Source organism: Rhodococcus sp. WAY2, assembly GCF_009859915.1.
Classification (GTDB): Bacteria; Actinomycetota; Actinomycetes; order Mycobacteriales; family Mycobacteriaceae; genus Rhodococcus_F; species Rhodococcus_F oxybenzonivorans.
Window position 1 is genome coordinate 609368 of record NZ_CP046572.1, and the last position, 17963, is coordinate 627330.

Annotated in this window: 15 protein-coding genes; 6 read left to right on the top strand and 9 right to left on the bottom strand. The window is 66.3% G+C overall.

From position 1 onward, the window contains the following. Positions 1–19 precede the first annotated feature (19 nt). Both GFS60_RS02940 and GFS60_RS02945 read right to left on the bottom strand, forming a co-directional pair. Positions 20–1321 carry a class I SAM-dependent methyltransferase gene (locus tag GFS60_RS02940; protein WP_109326246.1) on the bottom strand — a complete coding sequence of 434 codons (1302 nt, stop codon included), beginning with the start codon at positions 1319–1321 and terminating at the stop codon, positions 20–22. Next, on the bottom strand, positions 1318–2769 hold the full coding sequence (locus tag GFS60_RS02945; RefSeq protein WP_159926819.1) for an FAD-binding oxidoreductase: 1452 nt from the start codon (positions 2767–2769) through the stop codon (positions 1318–1320). The genes GFS60_RS02940 and GFS60_RS02945 overlap by 4 nt, the downstream gene beginning before the upstream one ends. A 244-nt stretch (positions 2770–3013) precedes the next feature. Between GFS60_RS02945 and GFS60_RS02950 the strand changes: the two genes are divergently transcribed. The 5 genes from GFS60_RS02950 (at position 3014) to GFS60_RS02970 (ending at position 6659) form a co-directional block, all read left to right on the top strand. After that, positions 3014–3448: an SRPBCC family protein gene (locus tag GFS60_RS02950; protein WP_159918919.1), complete on the top strand. Its 435-nt coding sequence runs from the start codon at positions 3014–3016 to the stop codon at positions 3446–3448. A 133-nt stretch (positions 3449–3581) separates the two neighbouring features. Continuing rightward, positions 3582–3920, top strand: a complete 339-nt coding sequence (locus GFS60_RS02955) for a YbaB/EbfC family nucleoid-associated protein (RefSeq protein ID WP_159918920.1) — start codon at positions 3582–3584, stop codon at positions 3918–3920. A 9-nt stretch (positions 3921–3929) separates the two neighbouring features. Beyond that, positions 3930–4538 carry a recombination mediator RecR gene (gene recR / locus GFS60_RS02960; RefSeq protein WP_109326261.1) on the top strand — a complete coding sequence of 203 codons (609 nt, stop codon included), beginning with the start codon at positions 3930–3932 and terminating at the stop codon, positions 4536–4538. 17 nt (positions 4539–4555) lie between these two features. After that, the gene (locus tag GFS60_RS02965) at positions 4556–5125 is read left to right on the top strand and encodes a TetR/AcrR family transcriptional regulator (RefSeq protein ID WP_159926821.1); all 570 of its coding nucleotides are present in this window, start codon (positions 4556–4558) and stop codon (positions 5123–5125) included. 100 nt (positions 5126–5225) lie between these two features. Beyond that, the gene (locus GFS60_RS02970) at positions 5226–6659 is read left to right on the top strand and encodes an MFS transporter (protein WP_442972193.1); all 1434 of its coding nucleotides are present in this window, start codon (positions 5226–5228) and stop codon (positions 6657–6659) included. Between the two features lie 145 nt (positions 6660–6804). Here the strand turns inward: GFS60_RS02970 and GFS60_RS02975 are convergent, their stop codons facing one another. From GFS60_RS02975 to GFS60_RS02995, 5 genes are all read right to left on the bottom strand, one after another. Further along, positions 6805–7131, bottom strand: a complete 327-nt coding sequence (locus GFS60_RS02975) for an ArsR/SmtB family transcription factor (RefSeq protein ID WP_159918921.1) — start codon at positions 7129–7131, stop codon at positions 6805–6807. Next, positions 7128–7571: an SRPBCC family protein gene (locus tag GFS60_RS02980; protein WP_159918922.1), complete on the bottom strand. Its 444-nt coding sequence runs from the start codon at positions 7569–7571 to the stop codon at positions 7128–7130. The genes GFS60_RS02975 and GFS60_RS02980 overlap by 4 nt, the downstream gene beginning before the upstream one ends. Positions 7572–7859: 288 nt before the next feature. Next, positions 7860–8570, bottom strand: coding sequence for a type 1 glutamine amidotransferase (locus tag GFS60_RS02985; protein WP_159918923.1), 711 nt, complete (start codon positions 8568–8570; stop codon positions 7860–7862). After that, positions 8563–9816 (bottom strand): Mur ligase family protein, encoded by a 1254-nt coding sequence (locus GFS60_RS02990; RefSeq protein ID WP_109326273.1) that lies wholly within the window; start codon positions 9814–9816, stop codon positions 8563–8565. The genes GFS60_RS02985 and GFS60_RS02990 overlap by 8 nt, the downstream gene beginning before the upstream one ends. A gap of 25 nt (positions 9817–9841) precedes the next feature. Then, positions 9842–10759 carry an EamA family transporter gene (locus GFS60_RS02995; protein WP_159918924.1) on the bottom strand — a complete coding sequence of 306 codons (918 nt, stop codon included), beginning with the start codon at positions 10757–10759 and terminating at the stop codon, positions 9842–9844. A gap of 72 nt (positions 10760–10831) precedes the next feature. Between GFS60_RS02995 and GFS60_RS03000 the strand changes: the two genes are divergently transcribed. Beyond that, entirely contained in the window at positions 10832–11725 is an 894-nt protein-coding gene (locus GFS60_RS03000) for a LysR family transcriptional regulator (RefSeq protein WP_159918925.1), read from the top strand. Between the two features lie 53 nt (positions 11726–11778). On the opposite strand, the gene GFS60_RS03005 is transcribed toward GFS60_RS03000, so the two are convergent. Together GFS60_RS03005 and GFS60_RS03010 are read right to left on the bottom strand one after the other, a co-directional pair. Then, positions 11779–12156 carry an SHOCT domain-containing protein gene (locus tag GFS60_RS03005; protein ID WP_159918926.1) on the bottom strand — a complete coding sequence of 126 codons (378 nt, stop codon included), beginning with the start codon at positions 12154–12156 and terminating at the stop codon, positions 11779–11781. 153 nt (positions 12157–12309) lie between these two features. After that, complete coding sequence (locus tag GFS60_RS03010) at positions 12310–17796, bottom strand: ATP-binding protein (RefSeq protein WP_159918927.1); 5487 nt, start codon at positions 17794–17796, stop codon at positions 12310–12312. Positions 17797–17963: the final 167 nt, after the last annotated feature.

A 17963-nucleotide genomic window follows, 5' to 3' on the forward strand; every position in this document is an offset into this window, starting at 1 on the left:
GCACGGGCGGCGGAGCCGCCTAGGACCACCACGGGCGGAGCGGGACATGCGCTTCACCCTTCGGCCCGAGCTTGACGGCGAGGACCTGGTGCAGCTGCACGACGTTGCGTTCGAACCCGAGACGCGACCCGGCCATGTAGAGGCCCCATACGCGTGCGGTTCCTTCACCCACGTCGGCGACGCAGGCGTCCCAGTTGTCGACGAGGTTCTGACACCACCCGGCGAGGGTGAGTGCGTAGTGTTCGCGCAGGTTCTCCTCGTGCCGGACTTCGAGGCCCACGTTCTGGATCTCGGAGATGATGCGTCCGGAGCCGGTGAGTTCGCCGTCGGGGAAGACGTACCGGTCGATGAAGCCACCGGCGCGCGCCTGACTGCGATTGTCGGGACGGGTGATGCAGTGGTTGAGAAGCCGCCCGCCCTCACGCAGTTTGTCTTTCAGCAGGGTGAAGTAGGCAGGATAGTTGCCGACGCCGATGTGCTCGGTGAGGCCGATCGACGAGATGGCGTCGAAGCCGGTTTCGGGCACGTCGCGGTAGTCGGAGAACCGGACTTCGGCAAGGTCGGACAGGCCCTCTTCGGCGATGGCTTTCTGCGCCCACTCGGCTTGCTCGCGCGACAGGGTGGCGCCGATGACTTTGACGCCGCGCCGGGCCGCATATCGAACCATCGAACCCCAGCCGCACCCGATGTCGAGCAGCCGGTCACCGGGCTGGAGGCCGAGCTTCTCGAACACCAGCCGGTACTTGTTGTCCTGCGCTTCTTCCAGGGTCTGCTCGGTGTTCTCGTAGCACGCGCACGTGTACGTCATGGAGGGACCGAGGACGTACTCGTAGAAGGTGTTCGAGACGTCGTAATGGTGGTGGATCACTTCAGCGTCGCGCGCCTTGGAGTGCCGCAGGCCTTCGGCGACGCGACGCCACCGCGGGAGATGCTCCTGCGGGGGAGGGGCGATGGGCCGTAGGAGGTCCCAACCGAGCGAACGGGTGATGGCCGCGAGCGTCAGCGCCGACGGACGACGGAAATGCAGTTCGTCACCCATGACCCGGAGAATTTCGTAGGGGTCGCCGGGGTGGACGCCGCGTGCTTCGAGGTCGCCGGACACGTAGGCCCGGGCCATCCCGAGATCACCGGGTGCGGTTGCAAGGTAGGTGGTTCCGCGGGTGGACTTGAGGTGCAGGCCGTAGGGCGCATCCTCGGGTCCGGCGGCACTGCCGTCGTATGCGGTGAACCGCAACGGGAGCATGCCGTCGGAGAGAGTCTCGAGAATCTCCGCGATGGTCAGCTTCCGGTCTTGTGTGCGGGGAGCTTTCAGAGTTGTCATCGACGTTGCACCGCCTTGGAGAAGAGGTCCAGTAACCGGGAATCGGGATCGTAGTGCTTTTTCAGTTCGGTGTATCGATCGCCGCCGTAGTAGAGGCGCTCGAAATCCGCTCGTGAGTAATAGGAATCAGAGTAGAGGGACTTGTGTCCGTCGAAGTCACTGACCTTGTCCTCGATGAGCCGGTTGGCCGCCCCCTCGGGCTCTCCGGGCCGAATGGGCACCGACGACCAGAAGCCGATGTTTACATAGGTGCGTTTCGGTTCGAGAGGATAGAGAGGCCACGGTCGCTGCGACGACGCTCCGGCGGGCGCAGGTTCACGCAAGCGCAACGGGCACAACCACAACGGTTCGATGGGGATCTCGTCGAGAAACCATCGAACGAAGTCGGCGGTGCGCTCGATGGGTACTTCCACGTCCTGCACGACCCGCTCACGTGGGGGATTGCCCTTCCGCTTCTCGAGACGGTCACCGATGTCGTACTTGTGGTCGAGCGCGATGAGCTTCCAGTAGAAGCTGCTACGGAGAAGCTTTTTCGGCCACAACCTGCGGATCGTCGGGTTCTGGGCGCCGAACGCACGCGAGCACCAGAACCAGTCGGTATCCCACCGCCACAAGTAATCTCGGGTGGTCAATTTGTCCGTTTTGGGATGGTTCACCGAAGCGTGCTGAATGGACCGGTAGAAGATGTTGCGACCGGTGTAATCGCTGACCGCACCGCCCTCGTCGGTCTGGTTGCCCAGCGTCAGATAGCTTTCGGATGCGGTGAACACCACGCCGTCCACGTAGTCGACGGGAATTCCGTCGTAGGTCCGGTCGCCGACGATCCGGTCCATCGTCGACTGCAGCTCGTCGAGTGAGTCGAAACGCAGGTGTCGCAGTGCCACATACCGTTTGACGGGCTCGAGCTGGATCCGCAGGCGGGTCGAATATCCCAGTGTGCCGTACGAATTGGGGAAACCCCAGAACAGATCGGAGTGCCGGCCCTCCGGCGTGGCGGTGATGATGTCGCCGCTGCCGGTCAGAACATCGATCTCGAGCACGGACTCGTGGGGCAGACCGTTGCGGAACGACGTCGACTCGATCCCGAGTCCGGTTACCGCGCCCCCCAGTGTGATTGTCTTGAGCTGCGGAACCACCAGCGGTGCCAGCCCGTACGGCAGGGTGGCGTCCACGAGATCCTCGTACGTGCACATCCCCGCGACATCTGCTGTCTGCGCCTGCGGATCGACGGAGATGACCCCACCGAGGCCGGAGACATCGAGTCCTGGGGCGGTGGTGTGTGCGCGGGCCCGAAACAGATTGGACGTCTTCTTGGCGAGTCGTACGTCGGCGTCCGAAGGGATCGCGCGATACGACGCGAGTAACCGTTCGACACCGGCGCGGTGAGCGTCGATCCCGGTCAGGGGCGATGTGCGATGCGCACGGGAGGGGCGTCCACCCTCCCGCATGCTTTTCAGTAGTTCAACCGAAGAGGCAGCCACACCCTGACGCTATCCCTCTCCGGGGATTGAAGCCACGCATATCGCCGCGGCGGGCCGAAGATTCACACAAATGTCTCACCAACGCGCGGGTCGTGACAGCGATCCGGTGACCTAGCTCACAATCGATTGCTGCGCCGTCACCGATGTCCGCATTCGAGAGGCAGGATGGTGAGGGAAGATGCCGTACGAACCGTACTAGAGGAGTCAAACAGTGGGCCAGGTCAGCGCGAGCAGTTCGATTACCGTCGCAGCCACGCCGGAAAAGGTGCTTGCGGCCTTGTCGGACTACGAGACGGTGCGTCCCCGCATCCTGTCGGAGCACTACCGGGACTACCGCGTTCTCGAAGGCGGGCAGGGCACCGGCACCGTGGCGCAGTGGACGTTGAAGGCCACCGAGAAGCGGTCGCGTGACATCAAGGCGACCGTCACCGTGGCAGGCGACACGATCACGGAGACGGATGCCAATTCCTCGCTCGTCACCACCTGGGTGGTCGCACCGAGCGGGTCCGGCTCGACCGTCACGACCACCACGCAATGGAAGGGTGCGGGCGGCATCGGCGGCTTCTTCGAGAAGACCTTCGCCCCGCTGGGCCTGAAGAAGATCCAGGCAACGGTACTCGCCAACCTGGAGCGTGAACTCGCCTGACCGTCCCTTCCTGCCCGGCGCCTGCCGGGCAGGGGGATGAGGCCGCCGTGCGCGCTGTCTGGTTCGTCGGCGTGGCGCCACGCCGATGGCGACCGTCTACGCTGGCAGGGTAACCGCAGAAAGGACCACGTCAGTGCAACCAGGTGGACAGCCCGACATGTCGCAGCTTCTGGCGCAGGCACAGCAGATGCAGCAGCAGCTGATGGCCGCGCAACAGGAGATGGCCGAAGCCGAGGTCACCGGGCAGGCCGGTGGTGGACTCGTCACTGCGACCGTCAAAGGCACGGGTGAAGTAGTCGGTCTGAGGATCGACCCCAAGGTCGTCGATCCCGACGACGTCGAAACGTTGCAGGACCTGGTGATCGGCGCCATCGAGGACGCGTCGAACAAGGCGCAGCAGATCGCGGCGGAGAAGCTCGGTCCGCTGGCAGGTGGATTGGGTGGAGGCCTGCCCGGTCTTCCCGGCTTCTAGAGGTCCGGCGTGTACGAGGGGCCGGTCCAGGACCTGATCGACGAACTCGGCAAGCTGCCCGGTGTCGGGCCGAAGAGTGCCCAACGCATCGCGTTTCACCTGCTCAGCGTCGAACCTTCCGAGATTCAGCGGCTCGAGAACGCCTTGGAGCGGGTCCGTGACGGCGTTCAGTTCTGCGTGGTGTGCGGCACCGTTTCCGACAAGGAGTACTGCCGGATCTGCGCCGACCCCCGCCGGGACCGCACGGTGATCTGTGTGGTGGAGGAACCGAAGGACGTGCAGGCGGTGGAGCGGACCCGTGAGTTCAAGGGTCGCTATCACGTGCTCGGGGGTGCCCTCGACCCGCTGTCGGGTATCGGCCCCGACCAGCTCCGTATTCGAGAGTTGCTGGGGCGCATCGCGAATCAGGAGGACGGGGTCGACGTCTCCGAGGTCATCATCGCCACCGATCCCAACACCGAGGGTGAGGCCACCGCCACGTATTTGGTGCGCATGCTTCGGGACTTTCCGGGGCTGACGGTCAGCCGGCTCGCATCGGGGCTGCCGATGGGCGGCGACCTCGAGTTCGCCGACGAACTGACCCTGGGCCGAGCGTTGTCCGGAAGACGCACACTGTGACGTCCGAGCCGACCGCGATGCCCGAACGCGCTGCGACCGCACCTGCGAAACGCACAGCCGAGCAGTCGAGGTCGCTCATCGTCGATGCGGCGGGGCGGGCATTCGCCACCAGGCCCTATCGGGAGATTACACTCAAGGACATTGCCGACGATGCGGGGGTCAGCGCCCCGCTCATCATCAAATACTTCGGGTCCAAAGAGCAGTTGTTCGACACCCTCGTCGATTTCCGGGGGGCCGCCGACATGATATTCAATGGCCCACTGCATGGGCTGGGCGAGCGAATGGTGTCGATGTTCGCGCGTCCGATGGAATCGTACAAACCGCTGTCGTTGAACATTCTGTTCATGAGCGGGGCCAGCGAGGAGAGGGGCCGCAAGCTGCGCGCCAACTACTCGTCGCAGATGATCGATGCGCTGGCGACACGCTTGACCGGTCCGGATGCGCGGCTGCGCGCGGAACTGGTGATGTCGATGTTGACCGGTCTCGCGGTTATGCGCCGCAAGATGATGCAGGAGTATGCCTCCGGTTCGCCGGAGGAGGTGGTGGCGCACTACGCCCCCCTGGTGCAGCAGCTGCTCGACCCCTGAGAGTTCAGCTTGCGTGGTAAATGACTGTTCACCTAAAGTGGTGAACAGCCATTTACCAACTGTACGGGGGTGACGCGTGACGATTTCGTTGCCACGGCCACTGTCTTCCTTGCCGCGGGCGTCGTCGGCACGCACTGCGGCCGAGCCGCAGTCCCCTCCACTCCCGGTTGGATCGAGGTTCCTTCTCCCCATTCTTGCCTTCGCCGGGGTGTTTCAAGCTGTACTGCAGACGGTGATGGTGCCGCTGCTCCCCAGCATGCCGGCGTTCACCGGCGCCGGGACGACGTCGGTGTCCTGGCTGATCACGGCGACGCTGCTCGTCGGCGCGGTGGTCACTCCCATTTTCGGGCGCCTCGCGGACATGTATGGAAAGAAGCGAATGCTGATGGTGGCGTTCGTCATCATGACGCTGGGCGCAGTGCTGTGCGCGGTGACCTCCGAAATCGGTCTGCTGATCTTCGCGCGCGGACTGCAGGGCGTCGGCGGCGCGGTTATCCCGATCGGTATTTCGATCCTCCGCGACGAACTGCCGCCGGCGAAGGTGCACCGCGCAATCGCGATGATGAGTTCGACCCTCGGCATCGGCACGGCCCTGGGCTTGCCGTTCGCGGCTGCCATCGCCGAATACTCCCATTGGCACGTTCTCTTCTGGGTGATCGCAGCGATCGGGTTGGCCGTCACCACGGCGGCGGCGTTGTTCATCCGCGAATCGACGGTGCGCTCCGGCGGACGCTTCGACGGGGTCGGCGCGGTCGGGCTGACGGCCGCACTGGTCAGCTTGCTGGTACCGATCACACAGGGCAGTTCGTGGGGCTGGTCGAGTCTCGCGGTGCTGGGCATGTTCGCGTCTTCGGTGTTTCTGTTCGCGTTGTGGGGCTACCAGCAGTTGCGTAACCGGAATCCGCTGATAGACCTGCGAGTCTCTGCGCGCCGGTCGGTTCTCCTGCCGCACGGAACCGCACTTCTCGTCGGGTTCGCCTTCTATGGCAACGCGCTCATCACGACACAGTTGCTACAGGCGCCGCGGAGTGGAGCCGGATACGGACTGACGATCCTGCAGGCTGCGGTGTGCCAGCTGCCGACCAGTCTGTCGATGATCGTCTTCGCCCAGGTCGGGGCGAGTGTGACCGCGCGGTTCGGGTCGAAGGTGACGATCCTCGCCGGCGCCGTGTGTCTCGTCGCCGGTTACTCGCTGCATGCTGTGCCGGGTAAGGAGTTGTGGTTGGTGATCACGGCGTTGGGTGTCGCGGCCATCGGCACGGCACTGGTCTACAGCACACTGCCGATGCTGATCGTGCGCGCCGCGCCCGCGACTCAGATGGCCGCGGCCAATGGTGTGAACGTCTTGCTGCGGACGATGGGCACCACCATGTGCAGCGCAGTGGTCGCGTCGATTCTCGCGGCTGGCGTGGTGGGCGGGTCCGCCACTTCAGGGTCGTTCTCGCTGGCGTACGGGGTGTGTGCGGTGTTGGCCGTCTTGGTGTTCGCCGTCTCGCTCGCGTTGCCGGGTCATGACCGGTCGCAAAAAATGTGATGGAACCTCTTGTGACGTAGATCACTCAGGGGTATCGTAAGTAGTGCGGATCGAGGAAATGTACCTGTGAGCAGAGAAAACTCGTGAAGCAGAGATCCGGCCGAGAATGCAGAAGCATTCCCGGCCGAACCCCTGTCTGGGGTCCTTACATCGATTCTGCGATGTTCTTGATAGCTGCCAGCCGTCGGTCCCACTCGGCACCGATTCGCTCCAACGTCCGGGCCGTCTTGCCGAGTTCGGCGCCGAGCGCCCGATAGCGAACCTCCCGACCCACCTTCACCGATTCGACCAACCCACACGCCTGCAGGGCGGTGAGATGCTTGGCGATCGCCTGTCTCGACACCGGCAGTCGGGTGGCGAGGGACGACGCGGAATGATCTGCCCGTCCGAGCTCGGTCAGGATCTCCCAGCGGGTTTCGTCGGACAGGGCCGCGAACACCGAAGCGAGTTCGGTATAGGTGCCCACGGTCATGCCTTCACGCCATGCAGGTAGGCGACCAGTTCGTCGAGTTCGGCGTGCCAACCCTGGATGTTGCCTTCGCGCTGCTGGTTCCGTGCGTCCGCGTCGCGGTCGAGGGTGTCGAATCCAGTCTCGGTCACCGTCAGCTCGGTTCCCGACTCGTGCTCGGTGAGGGTGAACCGGACCAGTGTCGAATTGCCTTCTACGGGATCGGTGTCCCTGTCGGCCGCCCAGCGGAAACCGAAGCTGTTCGGCTCGTCGACCTCGGTCACGATCGCACGGGACGTTCCGTGCCCGTCCCAGGTGAACTCTGCTCTGCCGCCCACGGCGAGGTCGATCTCGGCCTGCTGTCCGAACCATTGGGCGACCTTGTCGGCGTCGGTGATGGCAGCCCAGACTGTCGATCGCGGGGCGCTGATCACAACGCTTCGGGTGATGCTCGTCGAATCCATGTCGATTACCTTCCTTCGCGCGGCTTCTGCAACTCAATGGTTGCACGCACACCCGACTTCTGCAACCCTGCGGTTGCATCAAGTGACATCACGGACGGTTATCCCCAGCCTGTGGAGAGGCTGTGTGTGATTTCTGCCGCCCGAGCGCGCCCGAGCGCGCCGTAGATCGGCGGGATCGTCGCAGTGCGGAATGGCGAAGGGACGGCATTGTCGGCACAGGGAACCGCCCTCGGACCCGTCCCGGGGCAGAGGGTTCGATCGGCGCAGCATGGGACTACTCCCGCTGGACTACACGCGCAGGCGTTCCCGGCGCAGCTGTTCGACTTCGGGGAGGTCGAGGGTGGGGAGTTCGTCGACTCCGAGGGCTCGCTTCAAGATGAGGTCGGCGAGTTCGGGATTGCGGGCCAGCGCCGGTCCGTGCATGTACGTGCCGATCACGGAACCTTGGACGACGCCCTCTTGTCCATCGCCGACCCCGTTGCCGACGCCGTGGGTCACGCGGGCGAGGCCGCGCGCGTCGGCGCCGAGAGTCGTTCCGCCGCGGTGATTTTCGAATCCTGTGAGCGGCAGAGTCAGGCCGTCGAGGTGGGGCTTGGTGATCACCTCGCCGATGGACCGGGTGGCCTGCGGAGAGGTGGTGACGTCGAGCATCGACACACCGTCGACGCGTTCACCGCTCGACGTCTCGTACCAGTTGCCCAGTACCTGGATGGCGGCGCAGATCGCGAGCACGGGGGCACCGCGTTCGGCGGCCTTCTGGAGTCCGGGATATTTGGTGAGGTGGCGGGTCGCGAGCCGCTGGGCCGAGTCCTCGGCGCCGCCGAGGGTGTAGGCGTCGAGCGATTCGGGGACCGGGTCGTTCAGGGTGATGTCGACGATCTCGGCGTCGTATCCGCGCATGCGCAGTCGCTGCCGCAGGATGAGAGCATTGCCGCCGTCGCCGTAGGTGCCCATGACGTCGGGGAGTACCAGTCCGATGCGCACCGTGGAGTCAGACATTGCGCGCCTCCTTCGCGATGGCGTTGTTCAGGTCGCGGAATGCGGTGTAGTTGGCGAGCACCTCGACACGTCCCGGCGGGCAGGAAGCGATGGCGCGCAGGGGATTCGGTTCGAGGGTGTGGTCGACGCCCGCGTAGGTGAGGCGCACGGCGAGGTCGGTACCGCGTTCGCCGGCGGCCACCACCTTGACGCCTTCGAAGTGCTCGAAACGCACGTCCCACAACCACGAGAGGTCTTCACCGTCGGGCACCTGACCGTTGACCGCGATCACCAGTCCGTCGACGGTGGGGTCGATCATCGACAGCGCCTCTTGCCAGCCGGCCGGGTTCTTGGCGAGCAGCATGTGGACCGAATGGGGCCCGACTTCGACGGTGCTGTAGCGGCCGGCCACTTCTTGCACGGTGGCTGCGGCGGCGACCGCGTCCTCCGCTTTCGCGCCCATTGCGACTGCGGCGGCCACTGCCTGGGCCGCGTTGCCTCGGTTCGCGCGGCCGGGTAATGCCAGCGTCATGGGAATCTTCAGGCCCTCCGGCCCGTAGAGGTTCTCCTCGTCCAGCCACCAGTCGGGGGTGGGGCGCGCGAAGTCGGAACCGGTACTGCGCCAGTGCGGTCCTTCCCAGACGATCGGCTCACCGGTGCGCGGACAGCTGGCGGCGTCGCTGGCCCAGCCGCCGCCCGCGGCCACCCAGACGACGTTCTTCGCGTCGTAGGCCACCGACGTGACGAGAACGTCGTCGCAGTTGGCGATGACGGTGGCCTCGGGATGCGCGGCGACGCAGGCGCGGAGTTTGCGCTCGATCATGTTGATCTCGCCGACGCGATCGAGCTGGTCGCGGCTCAGATTGAGGAACACCAGGACCTCGGGATCGACCGCGTCACTGACATGAGGGACGTGCAGTTCGTCGACCTCGAGTGCGGCGAGGGGTGCGTGCACCCGGTTGCTCAGGGCCGCGACGATCCCGGCGTCCATGTTGGCGCCGTCGGCCTGGCTGGCCACCTCGCCGAGGGTGGAGAGCGCGGCAGCCGTCATCCGGGTGGTGGTCGACTTGCCGTTGGTGCCGGTGATCACCGCAGTGCGGCGGCTACGACCGAGCTGTTCCATCAGCGTGGGGTCGATCTTCAGGGCGATCAATCCGCCGATCATCGAGCCCTTGCCGCGTCCCGCCTTCTGCGATGCCCAGGAGGCGGCCGCTGCTGCCCGGAGGGCGACCTTGCCGCGTGTCGTGATCCCAGTTCCAGTACTCACTCCGCGAGTTTTGCACAGGGTCCGGTCAGACGCCGACTCGCGCCGGTGGACGGACGTGCGGAGATGGGTCCTGGCGTGCCTTGCCGCTCACCTGGGTGGCTGCCGCACCGGCGATGACCACCGCTCCACCGATCAGCGACACGACGCTCGGTTCTTCGTGCAGTACCAGCCACGCTGCCCCGATGCCGACAACGGGAACGAGGAGGGACAACGGCGCGACGGTGCCCGCCGGATAGCGGCTGAGCAGAGCCGTCCAGAGGCCGGAGCCGACGATGGTGCCGAGGATCACGATGTAGGCGAGTCCGGCGAGCGCCAGCGGGCCGTTGCCGTGAAGCGAAGACGTCAGCGCGTTCCAGCCGGACGAGGGTCCTTCGACCGCGAACGAGAGTGCGAGCATGGGCAGCGGGGGAATGACGCACATCCACAGCATCAGCCGCATCGGCTGGCCGGAGGCCGCCTTCCGGTTTCCGAGGTTGCCCAGCGCCCACGACAGGCCGGCGAGCAACGTCAGAACCACGGGGAGGAGGGCGGCGTGCTGGGACCGGTCCCAGCCGATGAGCACCATCCCCGACATCGCCACGAGGAGCCCGCCCACCTGCACCGGCCGAAGTCGCTCGCGGAGCAGGATTGCGCCCAGTACGACGGTGAACGGCGCCGACGACTGCAAGACCAGTGACGCCAGCCCGGTGGGCATGTCGAGGTGCATGGCCCAGAACAGGAACGTGAACTGCCCGACTCCGAAGCCGGTGCCGTAGAGCAGCAGCCACGTGATGGGGACCTGCGGCCGCGGAACGAACAAGACCACCGGGATCGCGATGAGAAGAAAGCGCACTGCCGCGAAGAAGAACGGCGGGAAGTGATCGAGACCGGCGCGAATGGCGAGAAAGTTCAGACCCCACAACACGACGACGGTAAGTCCGAGGAGCCGATCGCGGGTGGTCATGTGCTCCATCGTGAGCCTGCCAAACCATCAGGACAAGCACTTTATAGTGCATTGTCCATGTAGTTTTACTTCATGGATGCGACCCGCCTGCGAGTCCTGCGTGAGCTGGCGGACCGAGGGACGGTGGCCGCCACTGCCGCGGCATTGTCGATGACCCCGTCCGCCGTATCGCAGCAATTGAAGATCCTGGGGCGGGAAGCAGGCGTGACCCTGCTCGAACCCGACGGCCGGCGCCTGCGGCTCACCGACGCCGGACAGGCCCTCGTGGTGCGGGCCGACGACGTCCTGGCCGCCCTGGACAGGGCAGCAGCGGAGATGGACGCCTACCGAGGGTCGCCGCGAGGCCGCGTCCGGGTGGCGCTGTTTCCCTCCGGCGCCGCGTTGCTGCTGCCCCGGCTGCTCGACGTCCTCGCCGGAAGCGGCGTGGACGTGCAGCCGCGGGACGAGGATCTGCCCTCGTCGGCAGTGCCGACGCTGCTTGCCGACTACGACGTGGTTCTCACTCACCGGGACGAGCGTGCCGCCGACACGTCGTCACCGCGGGTGACCGCCGAACCGCTCATGCGTGAGCCGATCGATCTGATCCTGCCGCCCGGGCATCGCTTCGCGGGGCAGAAGTCGGTGCGACCGGAACAGTTGGCCGACGAGAGCTGGATCAGCGTGCGCGGCGGATTCCCCGTCGATGACGTTCTGCTGTCGGTGGCCGCGGCAACCGGAGTGCAGCCGCGGGTGGTGATGCGTATCAACGATTTCCGGGTCATCGAGGAACTTGTGGCCGGCGGGCACGGCGTCGCGCTGCTGGCCCGCCATGCCGTGACCCACCCGTCGGTGGTCCGGTTGCCCCTCGCCGGTGTCCGGGCGGCGCGCATGTACGAACTGGCTCGTCGCCCGGCGGCCGATGCCATTCCTGCCGTCGCATCGGTGCTTCAGGCGTTCCGGGACGTCGCGGCGGAGCTCACGGACTGACACGGCACAGGGACCCGCCCGAAAGCGGGTCCCCTCGGGAAGTGGGCCAGTGGTCAGCCCAACGCCTTCGCCTTCAACGTCTCGTACTCCTGTTGATTGATGGTTCCGGCATCGAGCAGGCCTTTCGCGTCCGCGATCTGCTCCGCCGACGACTTGCCCGCGACCTCGCGAATGTAGCTGTCCTGGGCCTGTTTGACCTGCTGAGCCGCGGCCATCGACCGCTGAGCCATGCCGTCGCTCCTGACGATCAGGTACACCAGCGCGGTCAGGAAGGGGACGATGAACAGGAAGATGATCCAGATGGCCTTGACCCAGCCCGACGACTTATGGTCGCGGAACAGGTCGGTGATGATGGAGAACAGCAGGATCAGGTAGGCCACGAAGGCGAACGTGGTGATGATTACCCAGAGGAAGTCCCAGAACGAGTCCATTGCAGCGCTCCATTTCACACAGTCGAAGGAAGTCTGCGCCGACTATCGCAGCTTCCGGCACCGCCCGCGTCATCCGAAACAGGTGAAATGGGTATGGCCCAGTACACGAAACGGCCGCGACACCCGAAGGTGCCGCGGCCGTGTCGCGTCGTTCTAGCTCGCTGATTCCACCGCTCGTCGCATACCGCGCTCGACGGCACCGATGATGTAGGGGCGGAGTTCGACGGCGGGGATGACCGCGTCGACGGAGCCGACCTGCTGCGCGCGCTGGATGTTGTGCACGGCCTCGAACTCGGCGGCGACTTCACCGAGCTTCTCGTTGCGGACCGCAGCCTGCTGGGCGGCCAGCTCGACGCGCAGGTGAGCCTGCTGGGCGTCGGTCTGGGCGCCGGCCAGGTTGGCCTCGAGTTCCCGGATCGTCGGGTCGGCGGCCACCCGCGAGTTGACCTCGCGTGTGAACACCACGGCCGCGGCGGGCGCGCCACCGAGCACCGACGCGAAGGAACCCTCGACCGCGAGAACTTCCATGTTGTCGTTGAGCGCCCCGGAGAACACGACGAACGCGCCGCCGTGGTAGCGGGAGATGACGCAGAACACGATCGGGCCGTCGAAATTGACGATGGCGCGGCCGATTTCGGCGCCGTACTCGAGCTGGATGTGCCGCAGCGAGTCGGGGGACCCGTCGAAGCCGGACAGGTTGGCCAGCACGACGAGGGGACGGCTTCCGCTGGCGGCGTTGATTGCCCGCGCCGTCTTCTTCGACGACTGCGGGAACAACGTTCCGGCGGTCCACTGGTCGGGGCCGTTGGCCGGCGACCATCCCTTACGAGCGATGGCCCGCGACTCGATGCCGATGACACTCACCGGGTAACCGCCCAGGTGCGCATCCATGACGACGGACGTGTCCGCGTCCGCCATGTCGGCCCACCGCTCCAGCACCTGGTGGTCCTGGTCGACGAGCGCCCGCATCACGGTGCGAATGTCGAACGGCTTCTTGCGTTCCGGGTTCGTCTCTGCCGAGAAGATGTCACCGACCGTGGTGAAGTCGCTCGACGGGTGGACGTGCGGGAAGGTGCGCACGTCGCGGCCGATGGGGTCGGCGGTGTGGGCCCGACGCGGGAACCGTTCCCCGGCAACCACATACGCATGGTCGTAGTGGGCGAACAGGATCTGGCAGGCCGCGGGCAGGTTGGGAGCCCAGTACTGCGCCTCGCCATTGGGTCCCATGACGCGGTCGTAGCCACCGATACCGAAGTTGTCCTCGGCCGAGACACCACCCGAGTAGTCGAGCGAGTTCTTACCGGTGAGCACCATGGCGCTGTCGGGCGTCATCACGAGGATGCCCTTGGTGTGCATCAGCATCGTGGCTTCGGCGTTCCAGTAGGGCTGCGCGCCGACGTTGATACCGGCCACGATCACGTTGACCTCGCCACCGTTCTGCGTGAACGTGATGATGCGACGCAAGCCGCGGGACACCCAGTCCATGTTCTCGGTGCCGCTGTCCATGGAGATCGTCGCCCCGGACGACAACGCGAACCACTCGACCGGCACACCCAGCTCCTCGGCCAGGTCGACGCCCGCCACGAGACGCGCGCACTCGGCTTCGGCGACGGTGCCCAGCGCCTTGGTCGGATCGCCGAAGAGCGCGACCCGGGTCATGCCCTCAGGGTGCCGTTCGGTGCGGGCGGTGACCAGACCGACGATGAGGCCCGCGCGGTTCTGTCCGTACGGACGGTCCACCGGAACCAGTCGGCCCGACTCGTCCAGGTCGTGCTCGACGAAGGTTCCGTCGCGACCGGTGAGCAGGGGAATCAGCTCGTACGGGTAGACGGTGCCGCGGGCGCGGGAACTGCGGACCTTCTGGGTGTACGCGTCGAGCGGCTGCAGCGGCTCGGTCGGCGGATCGGTGACCTTGACGACGACGCCGCTGCCGGTGCGGTAGGAGAATCGCAGTGCCTTCTCCTGCGACTCCGTTCCGGCCGGGCCCTGGAGCCGGGCGATCACGGTGATCTCCTCGAGTCCGGCGCCCGCGGTGAGTGGGGCCGCGACCCGCGCGAATTCCTGCAGGTCTTCCACCGGAGCGTCGATCTTCGGCCACACGTACAGCACGACGCGGTTGGCGTCGAGCTTGCGCTTGCTGCCACGGGCCGCCTGAGCTCGCCGGATGCCGTCGAGGCAGGACTGGAGCACGCGCTCGGCAGCGGGAACGCCGATCACCTGGCCGTCCTCGTTGCGGACGGGGGTGATGTCGCGGATTTCGGCGAGTGCGATGAGGCGCTCGTCGGTGGGGTTCTCGGGCGACACCAGGTGGAACAGGAACGTGTCCGCCGCCGCGGGCAGGCGGGTGCCTTCGAAGTTCTTCAGGCGCCACAGATCGAAACGCTGACCGGTGAGCGGGTGCATGTCCCGGATCAGTGTCTCTTCCGCGAGCACACCCGCGTCCGGCCGGTAGGTGAACTTGCGGACGTCGATGCCGACGCCACCGAAGACGGACACCGTGACACGGCGGCAGGAGGCGATCAGGGGCAGCGTCGCCAGCGTCTTGCGCAGGTCCTCCGACATCGTGTCGGGATCAGCCGGCGGCTCGGACCACGACAGGTACAGGTCGAGGACGAGATTGTCGGGGGTCTCCGAGGCGACGTCACCGATTTCGGTGAGCGCACCGGGCAGTTCGGCGTAGTCGGCGACGGCCGACACGAGGTGCAGACGCTCCCCGAGCAGGTCGAAGTTGCCGGTGACGAAGTGCCGTCCGCCACGATCGAACGCTGCGACGTCTTCGAGCGTGCGGATGTCGTAGTAGCGGCGGGTGACCACCTCGAGCAGCGGGCCCACGGTGGCGCTCTTGCGGGCGATGCGCTGTCCGAGCAGCTCGGTCAGCGACTGCGGGGTGGCGACGAGTGCTTCGAGACGTTCCTGGTAGTCGTCGGCTCCGGGATGCTCGGCGAGGTACTCGAGGCTGCCGCGGACACCGTCGTACACCTGTTCGCGGGCCTTGCGGATCTGCGGCTCGTCGAAGAAGCGGAAGCGGACGTTGCGGGCGACGTTGCCGATCACCGGGTAGCGGACCTGGGTGGCGACGATCAACCGGTCCAGCACCTCACCGAGTCCGCTCGGGGCGCGGCCGGGTGCGTTGCCGTCGTTGAGCCAGCGGTCGAGCAGTGCGGCGATGACGGGAACCTGATTGTCCATCCGCTGCTGCGCGAGGAAGAGGCGGTAGACCGCTTCCTCGAGCTCGGCGGTGCGCTCGAGATCGGTGACGTCGTAGTGGCGCAGAGCGCGCGACAACCGGGTCTGGAAGGACTCCGGAAGCCCCTCGAGCTCGACGTCCAGGGTGTGGAGATAGGTGTGGAAATGCTCGCGCGGGCTGTGCACCCGCTCGTCACCGTCTTCCTCGGCCACCGTCGGACGGTTACGGCCGATCTCGCAGATGTCGGCGAACGTGGTGAGCAGCGCCAGCTCGGCCTGCACGAGGTCGGGATCGCCGGCGATCTGTGCCCGCAGCTTCTCGTACTGGGCGAGCAGCACGCCGGCCCGCTTCGCGCTGACGTCGTACCCGGTGAGCAACGCGCCGAGCGCATCGATCTGCGCAAGGGCATCGAGGCGTGCGTCACCGTGGGGTGCCGGGGCGCCGAGATCGAATTCGACGCGGGGCGACTGCTGCGCCGTGGACTCGTCGGAGCTTTCCTCCACCCGCAGCAGCGCCGTTCCGGCGTCCACCTGCGAGTTGACCATGGCCAGCACTTCCCGGACACGGCCGGCGACGGGCGCGCGGACCGCGGTTTCCATCTTCATGCTCTCGAGGACGACCAAGGTGGCGCCGACCTCGACCTCGTCACCGACGGACACCGGCACCGCGACCACGACCGCCGGGGCGGGGGCGCGCACGACGCCGGCCTCGTCCTGGCTGATCTGGTGGCTGATGCCGTCGACCTCGACGAGGTACTGGGCGCGTCCCGCGACGGAGACGACGTGGTGGCGGCGGTCGCCGATCACCAGGCGGCTCTCGAACTCGCTGAGCCGGTCCACCTCGACCTCGGTCTCGGGGGCGTCCCCGTCGACGCGGTAGCGGTGGGCGCCGACCTGAGTGACGGTGAGTCCGTATGCCTGACCCTGGTAGCTGAGCTCGACCTTGCGGCCGATGGCGTGGCCGGCGCGGGGCCGCCCACCGCGGGCAGACGAGAGGAATGCCTGACGCTCGAGCTTCTCCTCGGCGTCGTAGACGTCGATGGCGGCGGCGATCAGCGCGACATCAGCGGTGCGGGACGGCACGTTGGACGTGCCCGCGTCGGTGCGGTCCAGCCAGCCGGTGTCGGCGGACGCCGTGATGACCTCTTCGCGGTCGAGCAGATCGAGCAGGAAGGACTTGGTGGTGGTGCCGCCGCGCAGCACGACCGTGGTCTCCCGCAGCGCCGTGCGCAGCCGGGCCAGTGCCTCGGAGCGGTCGCGGCCCCAGGCGATGACCTTGGCGACCATGGAGTCGTAGTCGGGTGGGATGACGTCGCCCTGCGCGATGCCGGTGTCGACGCGCAGGCCGCTGCCGAGCGGGAACTTGAGCAGTTGCACCGCGCCGGGGGCGGGTGCGAATCCGTTGGCGGCGTCTTCGGCGTTGAGTCGGGCTTCGACGGCGTGGCCGAACTCGGGCGGGCAGTCACCCACGAGGGGTTCGCCGCTGGCCACGAGGATCTGCAACTTCACCAGGTCGATTCCCGTGGTGGCCTCGGTGATGGGGTGCTCCACCTGCAACCGGGTGTTCACCTCGAGGAAGGTGAAGGTCTTCTGCTCCGGCTGGTAGAGGTACTCCACAGTGCCTGCGCCGCGGTATCCGGCTGCACGCACGAGTTCGCTCGACACGGTGCGGAGGTGATTCGACTGCTCTGCGGTGAGGAGCGGCGAGCTGGACTCCTCGATGACCTTCTGGTTCTTGCGCTGGATGGAGCAGTCACGCACACCAGGAGCCCAGACGTTGCCGAAGTTGTCGGCAATGACCTGTACCTCGACGTGGCGCGCATCGGTGACCAGCCGTTCGATGAAGACGACGGGGTCGCCGAACGACCGCTGGGCCTCACCCTGGGTGCGCTCGAGCGCGAGTTCGAGTTCGTCCTCGGACCACACCTTGCGGATGCCGCGGCCACCGCCACCACTGCGGGCTTTGATGATGAGCGGGTAGCCGATCGCCTGGGCGTGGCGACGTGCGTCGGCGCGGGTGGCGACGGGTCCGCCACTCCACGGTGCGACCGGAACGTCGACCTTCTCCGCGAGGAGCTTGGCCTCCACCTTGTCACCGAGCAGACGCATCGCTTCAGCGGGCGGACCGATGAAGGTGATACCCAGCTGTTCGCACACCTCGACGAAAGCGGGATCCTCGGCCACGAAGCCCCAGCCCACCCACACGGCGTCGGCCTTGCTCTCGCGCAGGGCGCGGGCCAGCTCGGCGTGGTCGAGGTAGGCCGTTCCGCTCTTGACTGTGCGCAAGCACACACCTTCGTCGGCCTGGCGCACGAACATCGCGCGGCGCTCCGCCTCGGTGTGCAGTGCAACTGTCGTGATGCCGTAGTTGTGCTCGGCATTCAGTTCACGCACGGCTCGAATCAGGCGGACCGCAGCCTCGCCGCGATTGACAATCGCTATTCGCTTGAACATCAGTTAGCGCTCCGTTTCCGTAAAACTCATTGATCCGCAGAGTGTTTCGATGGCCAAGGCCATATCCGCCGTGGACTGGGTGCCGCCTTCGCGAACACACGCACCCCTGCACAACCCACTTGTCCCCTCCAGAGGTGCCCCGAATGCGATCATCGGGTCCTGCCACT